Origin of the sequence: Elongatibacter sediminis (assembly GCF_037892215.1) — a bacterium.
In the GTDB taxonomy this organism is placed as follows: Bacteria; Pseudomonadota; Gammaproteobacteria; order Xanthomonadales; family SZUA-36; genus Elongatibacter; species Elongatibacter sediminis.
The window spans coordinates 33,851-50,103 of record NZ_JAZHOG010000007.1; the positions used below are offsets into that span (position 1 = coordinate 33,851).

General features: G+C 63.6%; 11 protein-coding genes and 2 tRNA genes. 4 read left to right on the forward strand and 9 right to left on the reverse strand.

The annotated features are described in order from the left end of the window. Positions 1-8: 8 nt before the first annotated feature. From V3330_RS11175 to rsgA, 5 genes are all read right to left on the reverse strand, one after another. Complete coding sequence (locus tag V3330_RS11175; protein ID WP_354695508.1) at positions 9-1,754, reverse strand: Na+/H+ antiporter NhaC family protein; 1,746 nt, start codon at positions 1,752-1,754, stop codon at positions 9-11. Then, positions 1,751-2,764 (reverse strand): tRNA dihydrouridine synthase DusB, encoded by a 1,014-nt coding sequence (dusB, locus tag V3330_RS11180; protein ID WP_435791819.1) that lies wholly within the window; start codon positions 2,762-2,764, stop codon positions 1,751-1,753. The genes V3330_RS11175 and dusB overlap by 4 nt, the downstream gene beginning before the upstream one ends. A 13-nt stretch (positions 2,765-2,777) precedes the next feature. Further along, entirely contained in the window at positions 2,778-4,091 is a 1,314-nt protein-coding gene (locus V3330_RS11185) for a TraB/GumN family protein (RefSeq protein ID WP_354695509.1), read from the reverse strand. A 157-nt stretch (positions 4,092-4,248) separates the two neighbouring features. Continuing rightward, on the reverse strand, positions 4,249-4,548 hold the full coding sequence (locus tag V3330_RS11190) for a hypothetical protein (RefSeq protein ID WP_354695510.1): 300 nt from the start codon (positions 4,546-4,548) through the stop codon (positions 4,249-4,251). 115 nt (positions 4,549-4,663) lie between these two features. Next, positions 4,664-5,569: a ribosome small subunit-dependent GTPase A gene (gene rsgA / locus V3330_RS11195; RefSeq protein ID WP_354695511.1), complete on the reverse strand. Its 906-nt coding sequence runs from the start codon at positions 5,567-5,569 to the stop codon at positions 4,664-4,666. A 112-nt stretch (positions 5,570-5,681) separates the two neighbouring features. On the opposite strand from rsgA, the gene orn reads away from it, so the two are divergent. Next, on the forward strand, positions 5,682-6,254 hold the full coding sequence (gene orn, locus V3330_RS11200) for an oligoribonuclease (RefSeq protein ID WP_354695512.1): 573 nt from the start codon (positions 5,682-5,684) through the stop codon (positions 6,252-6,254). Positions 6,255-6,473: 219 nt separating this feature from the next. Beyond that, positions 6,474-9,440 (forward strand): TonB-dependent receptor domain-containing protein, encoded by a 2,967-nt coding sequence (locus V3330_RS11205; RefSeq protein WP_354695513.1) that lies wholly within the window; start codon positions 6,474-6,476, stop codon positions 9,438-9,440. A gap of 646 nt (positions 9,441-10,086) precedes the next feature. Here V3330_RS11205 and ppsA read toward each other — a convergent pair. Beyond that, positions 10,087-12,453, reverse strand: coding sequence for a phosphoenolpyruvate synthase (gene ppsA / locus V3330_RS11210; RefSeq protein WP_354695514.1), 2,367 nt, complete (start codon positions 12,451-12,453; stop codon positions 10,087-10,089). A gap of 92 nt (positions 12,454-12,545) precedes the next feature. Here ppsA and ppsR point away from each other — a divergent pair, with 92 nt between their 5' ends. Next, complete coding sequence (ppsR, locus tag V3330_RS11215) at positions 12,546-13,361, forward strand: posphoenolpyruvate synthetase regulatory kinase/phosphorylase PpsR (RefSeq protein ID WP_354695515.1); 816 nt, start codon at positions 12,546-12,548, stop codon at positions 13,359-13,361. Positions 13,362-13,884: 523 nt separating this feature from the next. Here ppsR and V3330_RS11220 read toward each other — a convergent pair. From V3330_RS11220 to V3330_RS11230, 3 genes are all read right to left on the reverse strand, one after another. After that, a tRNA-Glu gene (locus V3330_RS11220) sits at positions 13,885-13,960 on the reverse strand. Between the two features lie 4 nt (positions 13,961-13,964). Then, positions 13,965-14,040 (reverse strand) — tRNA-Ala (locus V3330_RS11225). Between the two features lie 86 nt (positions 14,041-14,126). After that, a complete protein-coding gene (locus tag V3330_RS11230; protein ID WP_354695516.1) occupies positions 14,127-14,636 on the reverse strand; it encodes a DUF1249 domain-containing protein in 510 nt (169 codons plus the stop codon). Positions 14,637-15,066: 430 nt separating this feature from the next. Here V3330_RS11230 and V3330_RS11235 point away from each other — a divergent pair, with 430 nt between their 5' ends. Then, entirely contained in the window at positions 15,067-16,251 is a 1,185-nt protein-coding gene (locus V3330_RS11235; protein ID WP_354695517.1) for a phospholipase D-like domain-containing protein, read from the forward strand. The last annotated feature ends 2 nt before the right edge of the window (positions 16,252-16,253 follow it).

Genomic DNA, 16,253 nt, shown 5'->3' on the forward strand with positions numbered 1-16,253 from the left:
TCGTGAGTTCAGCTTTGGCGGTTGCCGGGGGCTGTTGTGGGTGCGGATTCCGGCAGTGGTGTGCCGGCAGGCTCGACCAGGCGTCCAAAGGCTCGCAGCGTGGCATAAAGCACCCCGACGGAGACCAGGACACCGAGCCACCAGGGCAGTCCATAGGCCACCGGCAGGCTGCACAGAACGATGGCGGTTGCGCCGACGGTAAGGGCGTAGGGTAACTGGGTGCGTACATGCTCGATGTGATCACAGCCGCTGGCCATCGACGACAGTATGGTGGTGTCGGAGATCGGCGAACAGTGGTCACCCCAGACACTGCCGGCCAGTACCGCGGCGACCGAGCTGTACAGGATGTGCATGTGTTCCGGACCCTGCATGCCGTTCAGGCCCATGACCGCCCAGGTCAGCGGCAGGGTCAGCGGCACCAGGATGCCCATGGCGCCCCAGCTGGAGCCGGTGGCGAAGGCCGTGAGCGCCGACAGGATGAACACCAGCGCCGGCATCCATTCCACCGCCAGGGTATCGCCGAGTGCCCGCACCAGGAACGCGGCGGTTTCGAGGTCTTCGGTTACGCTGCTCAACGACCAGGCGAGCAGCAGAATGATCATCGCGTAAAGCATCGAGCGCATGCCCTTGTACCAGGCGTCCACCAACTCCGGCAGCGACATGATGCGCTGGGCCAGAGTCAGCGTCCCGGCCGTGAAGGCGCCCAACAGGGATGCCCACATCAACGCGGTGTAACTGTTGGCGGCACCAACGATGTCGCGCAGGCCCGGGTCCACCGCGTCGGTGGCTTGCGAGCCGGTGATGTACAGCCCTCCAACCACGCCGGCGATCAGCATGACGATTGGCAGGATGGCATTCAAGGCGCGTTGCGGTTTGCCGGGAATCGGTTCAATGGGTTCACAGTCCGCGGCCATCGACGAGTCCACGGATTCGGATTGCCCGGGGTCCGCGGCCCGCGCCGCGCGCTCGGCCGCCAGCATGGGGCCGAAATCCCGCCCGCTCGCCGCGATCATGAATACGAAGACGATCGCGAGTATGGGATAGAAGCTGTAAGGCAGCGTGGACAGAAACAGCAGGAAGGCCTCGATATCGAGGTTGGGAATGCGCTCCATGGTGTCGCCCAGCAGGCCGACCTCGTAACCGATCCAGGTGGTCACGACCGCCACACAGGAAACCGGGGCTGCGGTGGAATCGACCAGGTAGGCGAGCTTGGCGCGCGAGACCCGCTTGGCATCGGCCAGCGGGCGCATGGTGTTGCCGACCACCAGGGTGTTGGCGTAATCGTCGAAGAAAATCGCCATGCCCATGGAGGCCGTGGCCAGGCAGGCGTGTCGTGCCGAATCGGCGAAGTGGGCGATGCGGTTGACGATGCCCTGCATGCCGCCATTGCGTGAGACGATTCCGACCATGCCGCCGATCATCAGTGTAAACAGGATGATGGCGCCGTGATCCCGATCGGCGAAAGCCTCCAGCACATAAACCTGGAACGAGTCGAACAGCGACGTCCACAAGCCGGGCAGCGTGAATCCGTTCATGGCCCAGGCGCCGCACCACACACCGAAGAAGATGGCCGGAATCACCTGGCGCAGCGTCAGCGCCAGCCCAATGGCGAGTGCCGGTGGCAGTATGGATACCCAGGTGCCCGCCAGCGCGGGCGCAGTCTCAGCGGCGTGTGTCAGCGGTGCGGCAAGCAGCATGAGCAGTGCCATGCCCGCCAGCGGCAACCGCCCCCGGGTGGGCGCGATTCGCCTCATGCGGCTTGCCGCCCGGGTGCCTGTGCCGCCGCGTCCGAGGCGAAGTAGGCGGCCAGCAGCTTGAACTGGCCGGCGGCGCTTTCCGTGCGCATCAGGGCGTCGCGGCAGGGGCCGGCGCCGGGCCGGCCCTGCAGGTACCAGCCGATGTGCTTGCGCGCCACCCGCACCCCGACGGATTCGCCATAGCTGGCGTGCAGGTGGCGCAGATGGCGTTTCATCACCGCGTGCACTTCCGCCGCCGGGGGCGGGGCGGGGCAGTGGCCGTGTTCCAGGAAGTGGCGTATCTCGCGGAAAATCCACGGATTGCCCTGTGCGGCGCGCCCGATCATGAGGCCGGCTGCGCCGGTGAGGCGGCGAACCTCGGCGGCCTGTTGCGGGCTGTCGATGTCACCATTGGCGAAAACCGGGATGGACACGGCCTCACAGATGCGGCTGATGGTTTCGTACTCGGCCTCGCCGCGGAAACGGTCGGCTCGGGTGCGGCCGTGAACCGCCAGCGCGGCGATGCCGATATCGGCGGCCATGCGGGCGATTTCCACGCCATTGCGCTGGTCCCGGTTCGGGCCGGTGCGAATCTTCAGGGTGACGGGCACATCGACGGCGCCGACCACGGCTTCCAGGATGGCCCGTACCCGCTCGGGGTCGGACAGCAGGGCCGATCCGGCCAGCTTGTTGCAGACTTTCTTGGCCGGGCAGCCCATGTTGATATCGATGATGGCGGCGCCGCGATCCGCGTTGTATCGGGCGGCATCGGCCATCCAGTCCGGTTCGGAGCCTGCCAGTTGCACCGCCACCGGTTCCGGCTCGCCGGCGAAATCGCCGCGCAGCCGCGAGGTGCGGGTTTCGCGCAGCACCGGATTGGATGCCAGCATTTCGGTCACCAGGTAGCCGGCGCCGAGTTCGCGGCACAATTGCCGGAAGCAGCGGTCGGTGACCCCCACCATCGGCGCCAGCGCCAGCGGCGTGTCGATGCGGTACGGTCCGATGTGGAAGGGCGCCAGCGCGGTCATGACTGAATCTCCGTCAGCTCAGGGCTTCGAAAATCTTGAAACCGGCCACCCAGGTGCCAATGGCCGAACCCAGGTTGGAGAAAAAGAATACCAGCAGAATACGGGTGGCGGGATTTCGCCACCAACCGGCCGCGGTCACGATATCGAGATGCAGGCGCTCCAGATCGGCGATGCGCGGCTTGCGCAGCCATGATTCCACCAGCCCGGTTACCATGCCGGCGGCGATGGTCGGGTTGAGCGAAGTCAGTGGCGCGGCGACGATGGCGCTGAGTACCGTCAGTGGGTGACCGCGGGCAATGAGCGCTCCAACCGCGGCCAGGCCGCCGTTGATCGCCACCCAGATCAGTACCAGTTGCCAGCCGAGTTCCGGGCTGCGCGAAAAGCCGATGGCGAATCCGGCCAGCACCAGGACCATGATCGCCCACGGGATGATCCGCGGCCAGCGGGCGCGCGGCGGTGAGGCCTCCAGTGCCGCGCATTCCGCGGCCGGGCTTTCTTCGCTTTCCCCGAGGTGGTCGACCAGGCCTTCCATATGGCCGGCACCGATCACGACCAGGACTCGCCGTGGCTCAGCGGAGCCGTCGTTGCCCGGTTCACCGTCATCGACGGGTGGGTTCTCCTGCCGCAGCCGCGCAGCCATGTAGCGGTCGCGTTCCCGGATCAGCGCTTCGAATAATTCTGGCGACTGCTGAGCGAATTCGGTGAAAGTCGACTCCAGGATGTCGCCTTCCTTGAGACGTTCGATGGCTTCTTCGTCGATTTCATCGGAGCTGACCATGCCCAGGGCCAGCCCGGCCATCAGGTACATGCGCTTGTACCACGGCACGCTGGCATAGCTGCGCCGCAGGGTGAGCGCGAGATCCCGGTCGATCAGTTGCAGCGGTATGTTCTGCTCGGCTGCAGCGGTCGCGGCCGCGCGCATTTCCGCGCCGGGTTCGATACCGAACTGCTCGGCAATGCGTCGTTGGTAGGCGCTCAGCGCGAGGTTGGCCATGACCAGCCCCGCCTTGCCTTCGCGCACGATCCGATACAGATCCAGATCGGTCCATTTCCGCTCTGAGGTCATCGCCTCGAAGCGCGCCGGACACAGTTCCACGGCAATGGCGTCGAATCGTCCGGACTGCGCCAGTTCCGCCACCGCGTCCGCGCTGGCGCGCGAGACGTGCGCGGTGCCGATCAAGGTGTACTCGGTGCCGTCACGCCGGAGCGTGCGCACGGGTTGCTCCAATGACGCGTTCTTTTCGGTGTCAGCTGGGGTCGCCGGAACGGCCGACGCTGCCGCAGTCAGTTCGACGTCCGTGCTGGTGCTTTCGGTTGAGGTTGACATGACCTGATTGGGCGAGCCTGGCGGTCCCTGGGGAAAAGGGCGCAAGGATACCGCAGATCATGCCGCGGGGCACGGGTTCTGGCGCGGGTGGTGCCGGCACAGGCGCCGGCCGCATACGGTTTCCACCGGGCGGGTGCCGGTGGGACGAATCGGTTTATCAGCCGTTCCTGGTGGGCGGTTCGATGACTTCGCCGCGGTGCAAAACGGTAAACAGCACGCGGTCGTATTCGAAGTACACGCTCCACCGTTCGTATTCCCACTGGCTGATCGGCGGGTCGCCCACGGCGGCATGCCGGTCGCTCGGGGCACCATAGCGGGCTTCCACCTGAGCCTTTGTCATGCCGTTTTCCGGCACTTCCATCCGTTCGGCCTGACGCACCTCTTCGATCAGCAACACGTCGGCTACGGCCTGCGGCGCAAGGAACGCCAACATCAGTGTCAGAACCATCCTTGTCATGTCACTGCCTCCGGTTTCAAGTCGCGATGCCTTCGAATATAGCAGAGTTTGGGCCTTGCTTCCCGCTGCGGCGCCTGTGTTGAGAGCCACGTCTGCAATCCGCGGACGGGCGTGGTCAGGCCTGTTCCAGCAGTCGGCGGTAGGCGGACAGGCGCCATTCGGGTATTGCGCCTTCGCCCATCGCCGCATCGACGGCGCAGCCGGGTTCGCCATGGTGGCGGCAGTCGTTGAAACGGCATTGCCCGACGTAGGGCCAGAACTCGGGGAAGCCAGCCGCCAGTTCCCGCGCCGACATGGCCCACAGCCCATATTCCCACACGCCCGGCGAATCGATCAGGGCACCACCATCCGGCAACTCGTACAGAATGGTGGTGGTGGTCGTGTGGGTTCCCTTGCCGGTCGCCCGGGAGAGTTCGCCGGTCTGCAGATCGAGGTCCGGAATCAGGCGGTTGACCAGGGATGATTTGCCCACTCCCGACTGGCCGACCAGAATGCTGGTGGACCCGTGCAGCAGGGGTGCCAGGGCGTCGGTGCCGGGCGCGGCCCTGGTTGAGGTGTGCACCACGGTGTAGCCGAGCCGGCGGTATTCGGCGACGCGGCTGAATGGAGGTGACTGCGCTGTATCTGTGAGCCCTGCCGACGCATCCAGCAGTTCCGCCTTGTTGATCACCAGCACCGGTTGCATGCCCAGGCTGTGCACGGCAACCAGGTAACGTTCGACGAGATCGCGGCTGGGACGCGGTTCGGGTGCGATGACCACCAGCACCTGGTCGAGGTTGCAGGCGATGACCTGCCGGCGCTGGCGTCCGTCTCCGCGCACGAATTCATTGCGCCGCGGAAGGATTTCAGCCACCACCCAGTCGTCGGCGCCGGCCCGCTCGAGGCGGACCCGGTCGCCGCAGCACGGCCGTCCCACCGAGCGTCTGAAACGGCACGGCAGCCGTTCGCCGTCCTCACGCTGCACGACGCCCTGGCCGCCGTACGCCACGCGCATCACACCTTCCGGCCGTGTTGGGTCCATCGTGCTCATCGCGTCTCTGGCAGCACCCGGATCGGGCGGCGCCATTGTACCCGCAGATGGCATCGGCCGGCCGCACGTTGTTATAGTGCCCCGGTGCAGCGGCGAGGCGATTATGAGCAGTAACCTGAGCGACCGTTTGATCTGGATCGACCTGGAAATGACCGGGCTCGATACCGGCTCGGATTCCATTTTGGAGATTGCCACCATCGTGACCGATCCCGACCTCGAGGAACTCGCGGTGGGTCCGGTTTACGCCATCCGCCACGACCTGTCCGCCCTGCAGGCGATGGACGACTGGAACCGCGAACACCACGCGGCGTCCGGTTTGTGGGAGCGGGTGTTGACGAGCGACATCGACACGGCCCTGGCCGAGCGCGCCACCCTGGAGTTCCTGGAGAAATGGAGCGCGCAGGGTGCTTCCCCCATGTGCGGCAACAGCATCTGCCAGGACCGGCGCTTTCTGGCACGCCAGATGCCGGAACTGGAAGCCTGGTTTCATTACCGCAACCTGGATGTCAGCACCATCAAGGAACTGGCCGCGCGCTGGGCGCCGGAGGTGCTGAAGGGTTTGCACAAGGAAGGCCGCCATGAGGCGCTGTCCGATATCCGCGAATCGATTGCCGAACTGCGTCATTACCGCAGTTTCATGGGCGTGCTGGGCGGGACGGTGAAAGAGCACGGCTAGCGCCCGTTTCAGCCGGTTTCGAAGGGCAATTGGAAGGCCGTAAGTCGGTTCCGATCCGAATGGTTCAAACGGCCCGAATGTGTTGCAAATGGGTTTCCTGACGGCTTAGAATAGCCACGCCTTAACAATAATTTAATGCAAGGCACATACGCAGCCGTATCCGCAGCGGCGCTCAGAACTTGCAGTCCATTTTCAGATCATCGACTAAGGAGAGACTAGATGACTCGCAGGGGAAGTACCGAGTTTTCCATCTGGCAGATTCTGCTCCTGGCATTCGTGCTGATGTTTTCCGGCGCGACACTGGCCCAGGAAGAATCCGACGATGAAGACGATTCCGCCGACCTCGACCGCATCGCGGTCACCGGTTCGCGCATCAAGCGCACCGACATCGAGGGCCCCGCGCAGGTGATCACCATAGACCGAGAACAGATTTCCGATCGCGGTTACACGACGGTGTTCGAAGCGCTCAGTGACCTGACCATCAATAACGGCTTCAAATTCGAAGGCCCGGAATCGGCGCTGTTCACTCCCGACGTGCAGACCCTGAATCTGCGCGGCTTTGGTGTCGGCAACACCCTGGTTCTGATCAACGGGCGTCGTCTGACCAACTATCCGGCCGCCTATCAGTCCAATGCCACGGTGTTCAATTTCGGCGCCATTCCCATCGCGTCGGTCGAACGCATCGAGGTACTGGCCCAGGGCGCTTCGGCCATTTACGGTTCCGATGCCGTTGCCGGCGTGATCAACATCATCCTGCGTTCGGACATCGACGAGACCACCGTCAATGTGCTGTGGGGCACGCCGACCGAAACCGATCAGACCCGTGGCGACCTGCGGGTGCAGATCATGAACGGACAGTTGTTCGATCGTGGCAGTTACACGTTCACCCTGGAGTACCAGAAACGCGAGGACATCCTCGGCAAATACTACGACCAGTACGATGATCAGCAGGAAGACTTTCCCTTCGGCGAGGGCGTTTACGATCGCTCGGCGCTGATCCTCGACCAGTTCAAGAGCGCGTTCGGTGTGTTTCCCCGTTACCGCGATCCGGCTGAGCTGGGTGATCCCAATGCCATTTGTTCTCAGTCTGGTGGCGGCCTGGTCTATGCCTTCCGCCCCGGCGCGGGTAACTTCTGCGGCGATCCCGACTCCGGTGCGCCGGCCGTCAACTTCCAGAACGAAAAGGAAGCCTGGTCCGCGTATTTCAACGGCAAGGTGGAAATCGGCAACAGCGGTCTCGAGCTGTTCACCGACTTGATGTATTACACCTCCAACGCCCAGTCCAACAATCAGTGGCTGTTCATTTCCGAAGACATTCTGGACACTACGCAGCCCGACACCGTGGACTTCGGATTCTTCGACTGGTACCTGGTCCAGCGCCTGTGGAACGAAGAAGAACTGGGCATGGATCTGGCACAGAAGTTCGACGAGGACGCCTATACGGCCGTCGTCGGCATGCGCGGCGTGTTCGCTGATTACCACGACTGGGAACTGTCGGTTAACTACTCGGATTACGAGTTGAAGACCGCACAGCCCTGGCTCAAGTGGCGGGAAACCATCGACACCATGCTCGGCACCCACCTGGGCGTCTCGTTCTTCGGCGACGACTGGTGGTCCGGCGGAACCCTGCCGGGCGAAAGCCTGGCATTCGGCCTCGGCGATCCGAACAACGTCTACGCCGACCCGGGTGATGCCCTGCGCAACGTGGTGGGTACGCAGCGCTACGACAACAATTCGGACGATCTGTACGTTCAGTTCACCATGAGCGGCGACCTGTTCGAAATGAAGTCCGGTCCGGTCTCGTACGCTCTGGTGGCCGAGTTCGAGGATTCCAGCATCGAGTATGTGCCGGATGAACTGCTGCAGCAGCGCGCACCGACCACCGATGCCAATGGCGACCCGATTGCCGGGTCACTGACCGGTTCCGGCTGGTGGCGTCTGACCGGCTTCAACGGTGCCGGCGACCGCGAGCGCTGGTCGCTGGGCGGCGAGGTCCGTATTCCGGTGCTCGACACCCTGACCCTGAACCTGGCCGGCCGCTACGACGACTACGACAGCACATCGACCTCGTTCGGTGGTGATTTCACGCCGTCCGCTAGCCTCGAGTTCCGCCCGCTCAGCAATCTGCTGCTGCGCGCCGGTTACACCGAAAGCTTCCGGGCTCCGGACATGGCGCTGGTATTCCTGCGTTCCGGCTTCTTCACCACGGTGTTCGACGACGTGTCCTGCTACGAGCAGTACGTGTTCACGAATGGCTCCGATGCCGGGTTCGATAATGCCGATTGCGAAACCAGCACCGTGTTCGGTCAGCGTGTTGGCGCCCAGGAATTCGGCGAAGAACCGCTGGATGCCGAGACCGGCGACAGCTGGTGGCTGGGTTTCTCCTGGGACATTCTCGACAATGTCGCCAACCAGAGCCTGAACCTGACCGTCGATTACACCAACATGAGCCTGGAGCAGCGCGTGCTGCAGCAGAGCACCCAGGGCTTGTTGAACGACGAATATTCCTGCTTCATCGGCGATGAGCCGAGTACGACCCCGTGTGATGTGGTCGCCAAGCAGGTTCAGCGCAAAGTGGATCCGACCACCGGTATCAGCTTCATCGATACCCTGCTGGTCACGTCGATCAACCAGTTCGAAGAGGAAGCGGAGTTCATCGACGTTCACCTGACTTACTCGGTGAACACCGAAGCCGGTATCTTCCAGTTCGACGGCCTGTACAACAACATGCTGTCGCACACCCGGCGCCTGACTCCGACCTCAACCGAAGCCGATCTGAAGAACGATCCGATTGCGGGTGGTTGGGACTTCCGTTCCTCGTTCACCGGTTCGCTGTCCTGGGCGTATCGCGATTTCGCGACCACGCTGACGGCCATCTACCGGGGCGGCTCCACGGTGTTCAATTGCTCCACGGCCACCAACGGCTGCACGGGTAACGTATCGGGCGAGGACTACTACGCGACCGAGAACTGGTGGGTGGATTCCTACACCACGTTCAACCTGACGGCTTCGTACAACTGGACCGACGAACTGCTCACCCGCATTCGCATCCAGAACCTGTTCGACGAGAAGCCGCCGACCGACGATACCCACGACTTCTTCGATCAGCCCTGGTACAACGTGTTCGTATACTCCGGCGCCGGCATCGGCCGTTACGCCGCGCTCGAACTGGAGTACACGTTCTGAGTACCTGAACGTCAGGCAATACCAGAAAAGCCCGGCAATAGCCGGGCTTTTTTTTAGCCTCTTCCCGGTGCTCCCGACCCGCGGCCCCGGCACGGGGCCGGGATGACAGAACCGGGGGGCGCTAACCGTCCGTCATCCCGGACGCCGCATCTTCCGTCATCCCGGACGCCGCGCAGCGGCGATCCGGGATCCACCCGGCTTCGAGGTTCGCAGCAAGCCTGCAACGCCTCAACCGCCGAGTGACCTCGGCGTGTGGACCCCGGCTCGGGGGGGCGGGGTGACAGTACCGGGGTTGGGGCGTGAGTGGGGAAGGATTCCGTGGTGGTCCTCGGCGTGTGGGCCCCGGCTCGGGGGCCGGGGTGACAGTACCGGGGTTGGTGCGTGAGTTGGGAATGGTGCCGCAGTGGTCTTCAGCGTGTAGGCCCCGGCACGGGGCCGGGGTGAAAGTACCGGGAGGCGCTAACCGTCAGTCATCCCGGACGCCGCATCTTCCGTCACCCTGGACGCCGCACAGCGGCGATCCGGGATCCACCCGGCCGTCAATTCAGCTGAGCACCCCTGGTTTCGAAGCTCCCCGCTGGTTGGACCGAAGATCGGCAGCTCGTGCCGCCTCGGCCGCCATGTTCGAAGCTCCCTGCGCGTGGCGCTACGTGGCCGGCCGGTGTTTGGCCAGGCGCAACCAGGTGTCGACCACCGTATCGGGATTGAGCGAAACGCTTTCGATGCCCTGATCGAGCAGCCATTCGGCCAGATCCGGGTGATCCGACGGGCCCTGGCCGCAGATGCCGACGTACTTGCCGCGTTCGCGGCAGGCCCGAATGGCCAGGGACAGCAGGGCCTTGACCGCCTCGTCCCGTTCGTCGAACAGATGTGCAATCAGGCCCGAGTCGCGATCCAGTCCCAGGGTGAGCTGCGTCAGATCATTGGAGCCGATGGAAAAGCCGTCAAAAATGTCCAGGAACTGATCGGCGAGCAGGGCATTGGACGGCAGTTCGCACATCATGATGATTTTCAGGTCGTGCTTGCCCTGTTCCAGCCCGAAGTCCTTCATGGTCTGGATCACGCCGCGGCCCTCTTCAAGGGTACGCACGAAGGGAATCATGGCCCAGACGTTGGTCAAACCCATGTCTTCGCGCACCTTGCGCAGGGCGCGGCATTCCAGTTCGAAGCAGTCGCGGAAGGATTCGGCAACGTAACGGGATGCACCGCGGAAACCCAGCATCGGGTTTTCTTCGTCCGGCTCGTATTTGCGCCCGCCAATCAGGTTGGCGTATTCGTTGGACTTGAAGTCCGACAGGCGCACGATGACCGTGCGGGGTGCGAACGCAGCGGCGATGGTCGCCATGCCTTCAGCCAGCCGGTCGACGTAATACGTCACGGGATCGGCATATCCGGCCATGCGCTGCCCGATGTCCGCCCGGGTGGACTCGTCCAGTCGGTCGTATTCCAGCAGGGCCTTGGGATGCACGCCGATCATCCGGTTGATGATGAATTCCAGACGAGCCAGGCCGACGCCGGCATTGGGAATCTGCGAGAAATCGAAGGCCCGGTCGGGATTGCCGACGTTCATCATGATCTTCAGCGGCGGTTCCGGCAGTTTGTCCAGGGCGTCCGTGTGTACCTCGAATTCCAGCAGGCCGCGGTAGACGAAGCCGGTGTCGCCCTCCGAGCACGAAACCGTAACCTCGGTGTCGGCTTCGATACAGGTCGTGGCATCACCACAGCCAACGACCGCCGGTATGCCCAGTTCGCGCGCGATGATGGCCGCGTGACAGGTGCGCCCGCCGCGGTTGGTGACGATGGCCGAGGCCCGTTTCATAATGGGTTCCCAATCGGGATCGGTCATGTCGGTGACCAGCACGTCGCCGGGTTGAACCTGTTCGATTTCCGCGATCGACTGGATCACCCGGGCGGTGCCGGCGCCGATGCGCTGTCCGATGCTGCGGCCCTCGCACAGTTTGGCGCCGCTGTCTTTCAGACGGTAACGTTCGACCACGTTACCCGCGCGGCTGCGAACGGTTTCCGGCCGGGCCTGGACGATGTACAGCTTGCCGGTCTCGCCGTCGCGGGCCCATTCGATGTCCATGGGCTTGCCGTAGTGCTGCTCGATGGTGACGGCCTGGCGGGCCAGTGCGACGGCTTCGTCGTCGCTGATGCAAAAGGCCAGCCGGCGTTCATCCTCGACATCGCGTGTCTCCACGCCGCTGCCGTTCGACTGGTAGACCATTTCGATCGCCTTGCTGCCGCGATTGCGGCGCAACATGGGATCGTGGCCTGAGGCCAGCGCCGGTTTGTACACGTAGAACTCGTCCGGATTCACCGCGCCCTGAACCACGGTCTCGCCGAGCCCGTAGGAGGCAGTGATGAAAACGGCATCGCGGAAGCCCGATTCCGTGTCCAGGGTGAACATCACTCCGCTGGCACCGATGTCCGAACGCACCATGATCTGAATGCCGGCGGACAGGGCCACGTCGGCATGGGTGAATCCCTGGTGCACGCGATAGGCGATGGCGCGGTCGTTGTACAGGGAAGCAAAAACCTCGTGGATCTTCTCGCGCACCTGGTCCAGGCCGCGCACGTTCAGAAAGGTTTCCTGCTGTCCGGCGAACGAAGCGTCGGGCAGGTCCTCGGCGGTGGCCGAGGAGCGCACGGCCACGGCGGGTTCCGTTCCGGCGGTTTCGCACAACTGGGCCCAGGCGGTTTCGATGGCCTGGTCCAGCGCGGCGGGGAAGGGTGTGTCCATGACCCAGGACCGCACCTGCCGACCGGTCTCCGCCAGGGCCTTGAGGTCGTCGACGTCCAGTGCGTCCAGCGCCGTGCCGATGCGTTCCGCCAGGCCGGATTGCGCGAGGAATTCGCGAAAGGCATCCGCTGTGGTGGCGAATCCGCCGGGAACGCTCACGCCCAGGTCGGACAGCTCGCTGATCATCTCGCCCAGTGAGGAGTTCTTGCCTCCCACCTGGTCCAGATCCTTCATCCCCAGCTCATCGAGCCATTTGATATAGTGCTCCAACGCTCCTTCTCCCGCGAATTTTCAATGGAAACCGGCTCGGGTCCGGCACTTCGAGAGCCGGCCCAAAGCGGGTCATTTTACAGAGGCATGACATGCATCGCACGGTGTTCTTCATATCGGACGGAACCGCGATCACTTCGGAGACCGTCGGGCACAGCCTGCTGACCCAGTTTCCGGACGTGAGGTTCAGCCAGGTACGCATTCCATTCGTCAGCGACCCCGGGAAAGCACAGGAGGCGGTGAGGCGTATCAACGAAGCGGCGGAGAAGGATTCCGCACCGCCCATCGTGTTCAATTCCATCGTCGACGAGGAAATCGGTTCCATCATCATGGCCAGCGACGCGGTGACGATCGATCTCTTTGGCACCTTTCTGGGAACCCTGGAGCGGGCCCTGGGCGTCAAGCGGGAGTCGAAAGTTGGCCGGGCCCACGGCGTGGCGAATCCGCGGCGCTACGAGGAACGCATCGATGCCACCAACTATGCGTTGAATCACGACGACGGCGTCAGTACCAGCTATCTGAATGCCGATCTCATCCTGGTCGGTGTGTCGCGTTCCGGCAAAACGCCCACCTGCCTGTACATGGCGCTGCATTTCGGGGTCAAGGCGGCCAATTATCCACTCACTCAGACCGACCTGGAGAACCAGGCTCTGCCGTCGTTTCTCAAACCCCATCGCGCCAAGATCGCCGGCCTGACCATCGACGCCGACCGGCTGTCGCAGATCAGAGAAACCCGCCGGCCCGGCAGCCGCTATGCCTCCTTGAAGCAGTGCTACTGGGAGGTGGAATCGGCAGAGAGCCTGCTGCGCATGGCCGGTGTACCCACATTTCACACCACGCACAGCTCCATCGAGGAAATCGCCAGCCGGGTCTTGTTGCAGCTGGGTCTGCAGCGCGAGATGTTCTGATTTTTCGATCAGGGAAGGGCTATTGCACCAATCCGGGCAAGTGGACCCCGGCTCGGGGGCCGGGGTGACAGTACCGGGGTTGGGGCGTGAGTTGGGAATGGTGCCGCAGTGGTCTTCAGCGTGCAGGCCCCGGCTCGGGGCCGGGGTGACGGCGCTGGGGCTAATGCTCCGTCATCCCGCGCTTCTGATCCTTTGATTTCCGTCATCCCGGACGCCGCGCAGCGGCGATCCGGGATCCACCCCGTGTCGATATTCGCAGCAGCGTCTGCAAGAAATACCCACGTTAAAATCACGAGCAGCCGCTAACTTGCAACGCTTCGGCCACCGAGTGACCTCAGCGTGCAGGCCCCGGCTCGGGGGCCGGGGTGACAGTACCGGGGTTGGGCGTGAGTGGGGAAGGATTCTGTAGTGATTCTCAGCGTGAGGCGCTGCGGAAAGCAGTACAGGCGTTGCGCGATGGGTTCTTTATCTTCCAGGGGCATCAAATATGAAAAAGCCCGCACGAGGCGGGCTTTTTCATATTTGGCGTCCCCTAGGGGATTCGAACCCCTGTCGCCGCCGTGAAAGGGCGGTGTCCTGGGCCTCTAGACGAAGGGGACATTGTGGTGGAGCCAGGCGGGATTGAACCGCCGACCTCTACAATGCCATTGTAGCGCTCTCCCAGCTGAGCTATGGCCCCGCAAAGCCGCAGCATGGTACTGGGTCGGCTGCGCCCTGTCAACGCCCGGATGGCGGATTCAAGTCCGCAGCCGGGATGTGTGGCATTCAGCCGGCCGTTACCGGCGAAGGTACCGCCTCGGAGCGCCCGGCCGCGCTCTCGACGGGCGCCATCGTCTGGGCGCTGTGGCCCTGGCGAAGCAGGAAGTCCAGCCAGCGGTCCAGGGCCCGGTTCTGCCGCCAGGTACGGCGCATCAGGGCGGCGGGAGGATAGGCGGGATGGCTGTCCCGGGTGCAGGCCTGATCACAGTCGAACGAGGTCGCTTCCGCCATACGGGCATCATGATAGAAACGTACGTGGGCATCGGGCTCAAATTCCCGATTTTCCGTTCCGCTGAACTCGTAAGTCAGCCGAAAAAATGTCGTGTACGGGTGACGTTCGAGCACGTCCAGACACAGCGGGGCAGACCCCGGCACGCAGGAACGGAGGTGATCATGGAAGGCGATGTCATCCGGTAACAACAGTTGCAATTGGCGGTAAATTTCTGCCTGGACTTCCTGCAAGCGCCGTAGCTTGGGCGGCATCAACAGTCCGCCGGATTGTCGGAAAGAAACCATGAAAAAAGGATATCACAGGGGTTGAGGCTCGGTGCTGGTGGATCCCGGATCGCCGCTGCGCGGCGTCCGGGATGACGGTGAATAGTGCGTCTGCGGTGATGGTAAATAGTGTGACCGGGATGGCGGTGAATAGTGTGTCCGGGATGACGCAAATTCTGCGTCCGGGATGACGGTGAATAGTGCGTCTGCGGTGATGGTAAATAGTGTGTCCAGGATGGCGGTGAATAGTGCGTCCGGGATGGCAAGGATAGAGGGTGTCCTTGCTGACCGTAGAATGTCGCCAGCGCCGTCACCCCGGCCCGCGAGCCGGGGTCTGCACGCTGAGGTCACTCGTTGGCCGGGGATGATGGGGTGCCTGGAATTCTGAAGACGGTGGTCTGGACACCGGTTTTCTAACCAAATTCTTACGTCCATCGGATAGAATCGATCCATGCTCGTAGCCGCGCGCGCCGTTCATTCCGAGTCTGTTCCGATCGAAGCCGTCCCGATGACTCATCCGCAGCCGTTTGCAGCCCATTTTGGCGGCCCCGACCAGGCGCCGGATGCATTGCGTGATCTGCTGGCCCGTCGCCTGGCCGCGGTGCCCGCGGGCGGTCGTGTGGACTGGGTGACTTATTATTTTCGTGACCGCGAACTGGCGCGCGAACTGGTGAGGGCCCGGCAGCGCGGCGTGACGGTGAACCTGGTGCTGGAGGGGCGTCCGCGGGTGGCCCGCGCCAATGAGGCGGTCATCCGGATATTGCGGGGTTCGCCGGGCGGTGAAAATGGGCCGTCAACCGAACCGGAAGGGACGGGGCGTGAAGGACTTGGGAACGGTCTTCGCCTGCTGGCGGCACGCGGCATCCTGGCGCCGCGGGGACTGGCCTGGAAGCCTCAGGTGCACGAAAAAATCTATTGTTTCTCGCACCCGGAACCGGTGGCCTTCGTCGGTTCGTTCAATCCCTCGGGCGACCGTCCTGAAGACGATCCCGAAGTCGTCAGGCGCATCGGCGATCACCGCGTGGCCCACAACGCACTGGTGGAAGTGCGCGATCCGGCCCTGGTCGACTGCCTGGGCGCGCATGTACGGCAGTTGCAACGTAACGGCTCCTGGCTGTTCCGCCGCGGGCCGGCCGGCGATCACGAATTTGACACCGGGTCGGTGTATTTCTGGCCGCGGCGCGGGCCGCATCCGGTCGAAGCGATGCTGGAATCCATGCAGCCGGGCAGCCGGGTTCGCATTGCCGCCTCGCACATTCGCAATCCGGGGTCGGTGGCTTGCCTGTGCCGCCTGGCGCGGCGGGGGGTCGAAGTCGAAGTGACGGCCGAGCACACCCGCCGCAGGGTGCCGCCACGCATGGAGCGGCGGTTGGTGGCCGCCGGCATCGGATTTACCCGCCTGGGCGCGGATGCGGACGTGCCGATGCACCTGAAATTCGTGCTGGCCGACGGACCGGCGGGGCGCCGTTTGGCTTTTGGCAGCTTCAACTGGACCCGTCCCTCGTATTACCTCAATCACGAAGTCGCGGTGATCACGGGCAACGAGGCCCTGTGGTCGGCTTTCGATGCCCGCTGGCGGGAACTTGCCGCGAACCCGGCCGTTGTGCCACCACACAATCCTGCCGGGCACGGATGAAT

Coding starts and splice junctions, on each gene's coding strand:
- ppsR (WP_354695515.1), top strand. CDS start 12,546: ATGCATCGCACGGTGTTCTTCATATCGGACGGAACCGCGATCACTTCG.
- V3330_RS11175 (WP_354695508.1), bottom strand. CDS start 1,754: ATGAGGCGAATCGCGCCCACCCGGGGGCGGTTGCCGCTGGCGGGCATG.
- V3330_RS11230 (WP_354695516.1), bottom strand. CDS start 14,636: ATGGTTTCTTTCCGACAATCCGGCGGACTGTTGATGCCGCCCAAGCTA.
- V3330_RS11205 (WP_354695513.1), top strand. CDS start 6,474: ATGACTCGCAGGGGAAGTACCGAGTTTTCCATCTGGCAGATTCTGCTC.
- rsgA (WP_354695511.1), bottom strand. CDS start 5,569: ATGGACCCAACACGGCCGGAAGGTGTGATGCGCGTGGCGTACGGCGGC.
- V3330_RS11185 (WP_354695509.1), bottom strand. CDS start 4,091: ATGTCAACCTCAACCGAAAGCACCAGCACGGACGTCGAACTGACTGCG.
- V3330_RS11190 (WP_354695510.1), bottom strand. CDS start 4,548: ATGACAAGGATGGTTCTGACACTGATGTTGGCGTTCCTTGCGCCGCAG.
- V3330_RS11235 (WP_354695517.1), top strand. CDS start 15,067: ATGCTCGTAGCCGCGCGCGCCGTTCATTCCGAGTCTGTTCCGATCGAA.
- dusB (WP_435791819.1), bottom strand. CDS start 2,764: ATGACCGCGCTGGCGCCCTTCCACATCGGACCGTACCGCATCGACACG.
- orn (WP_354695512.1), top strand. CDS start 5,682: ATGAGCAGTAACCTGAGCGACCGTTTGATCTGGATCGACCTGGAAATG.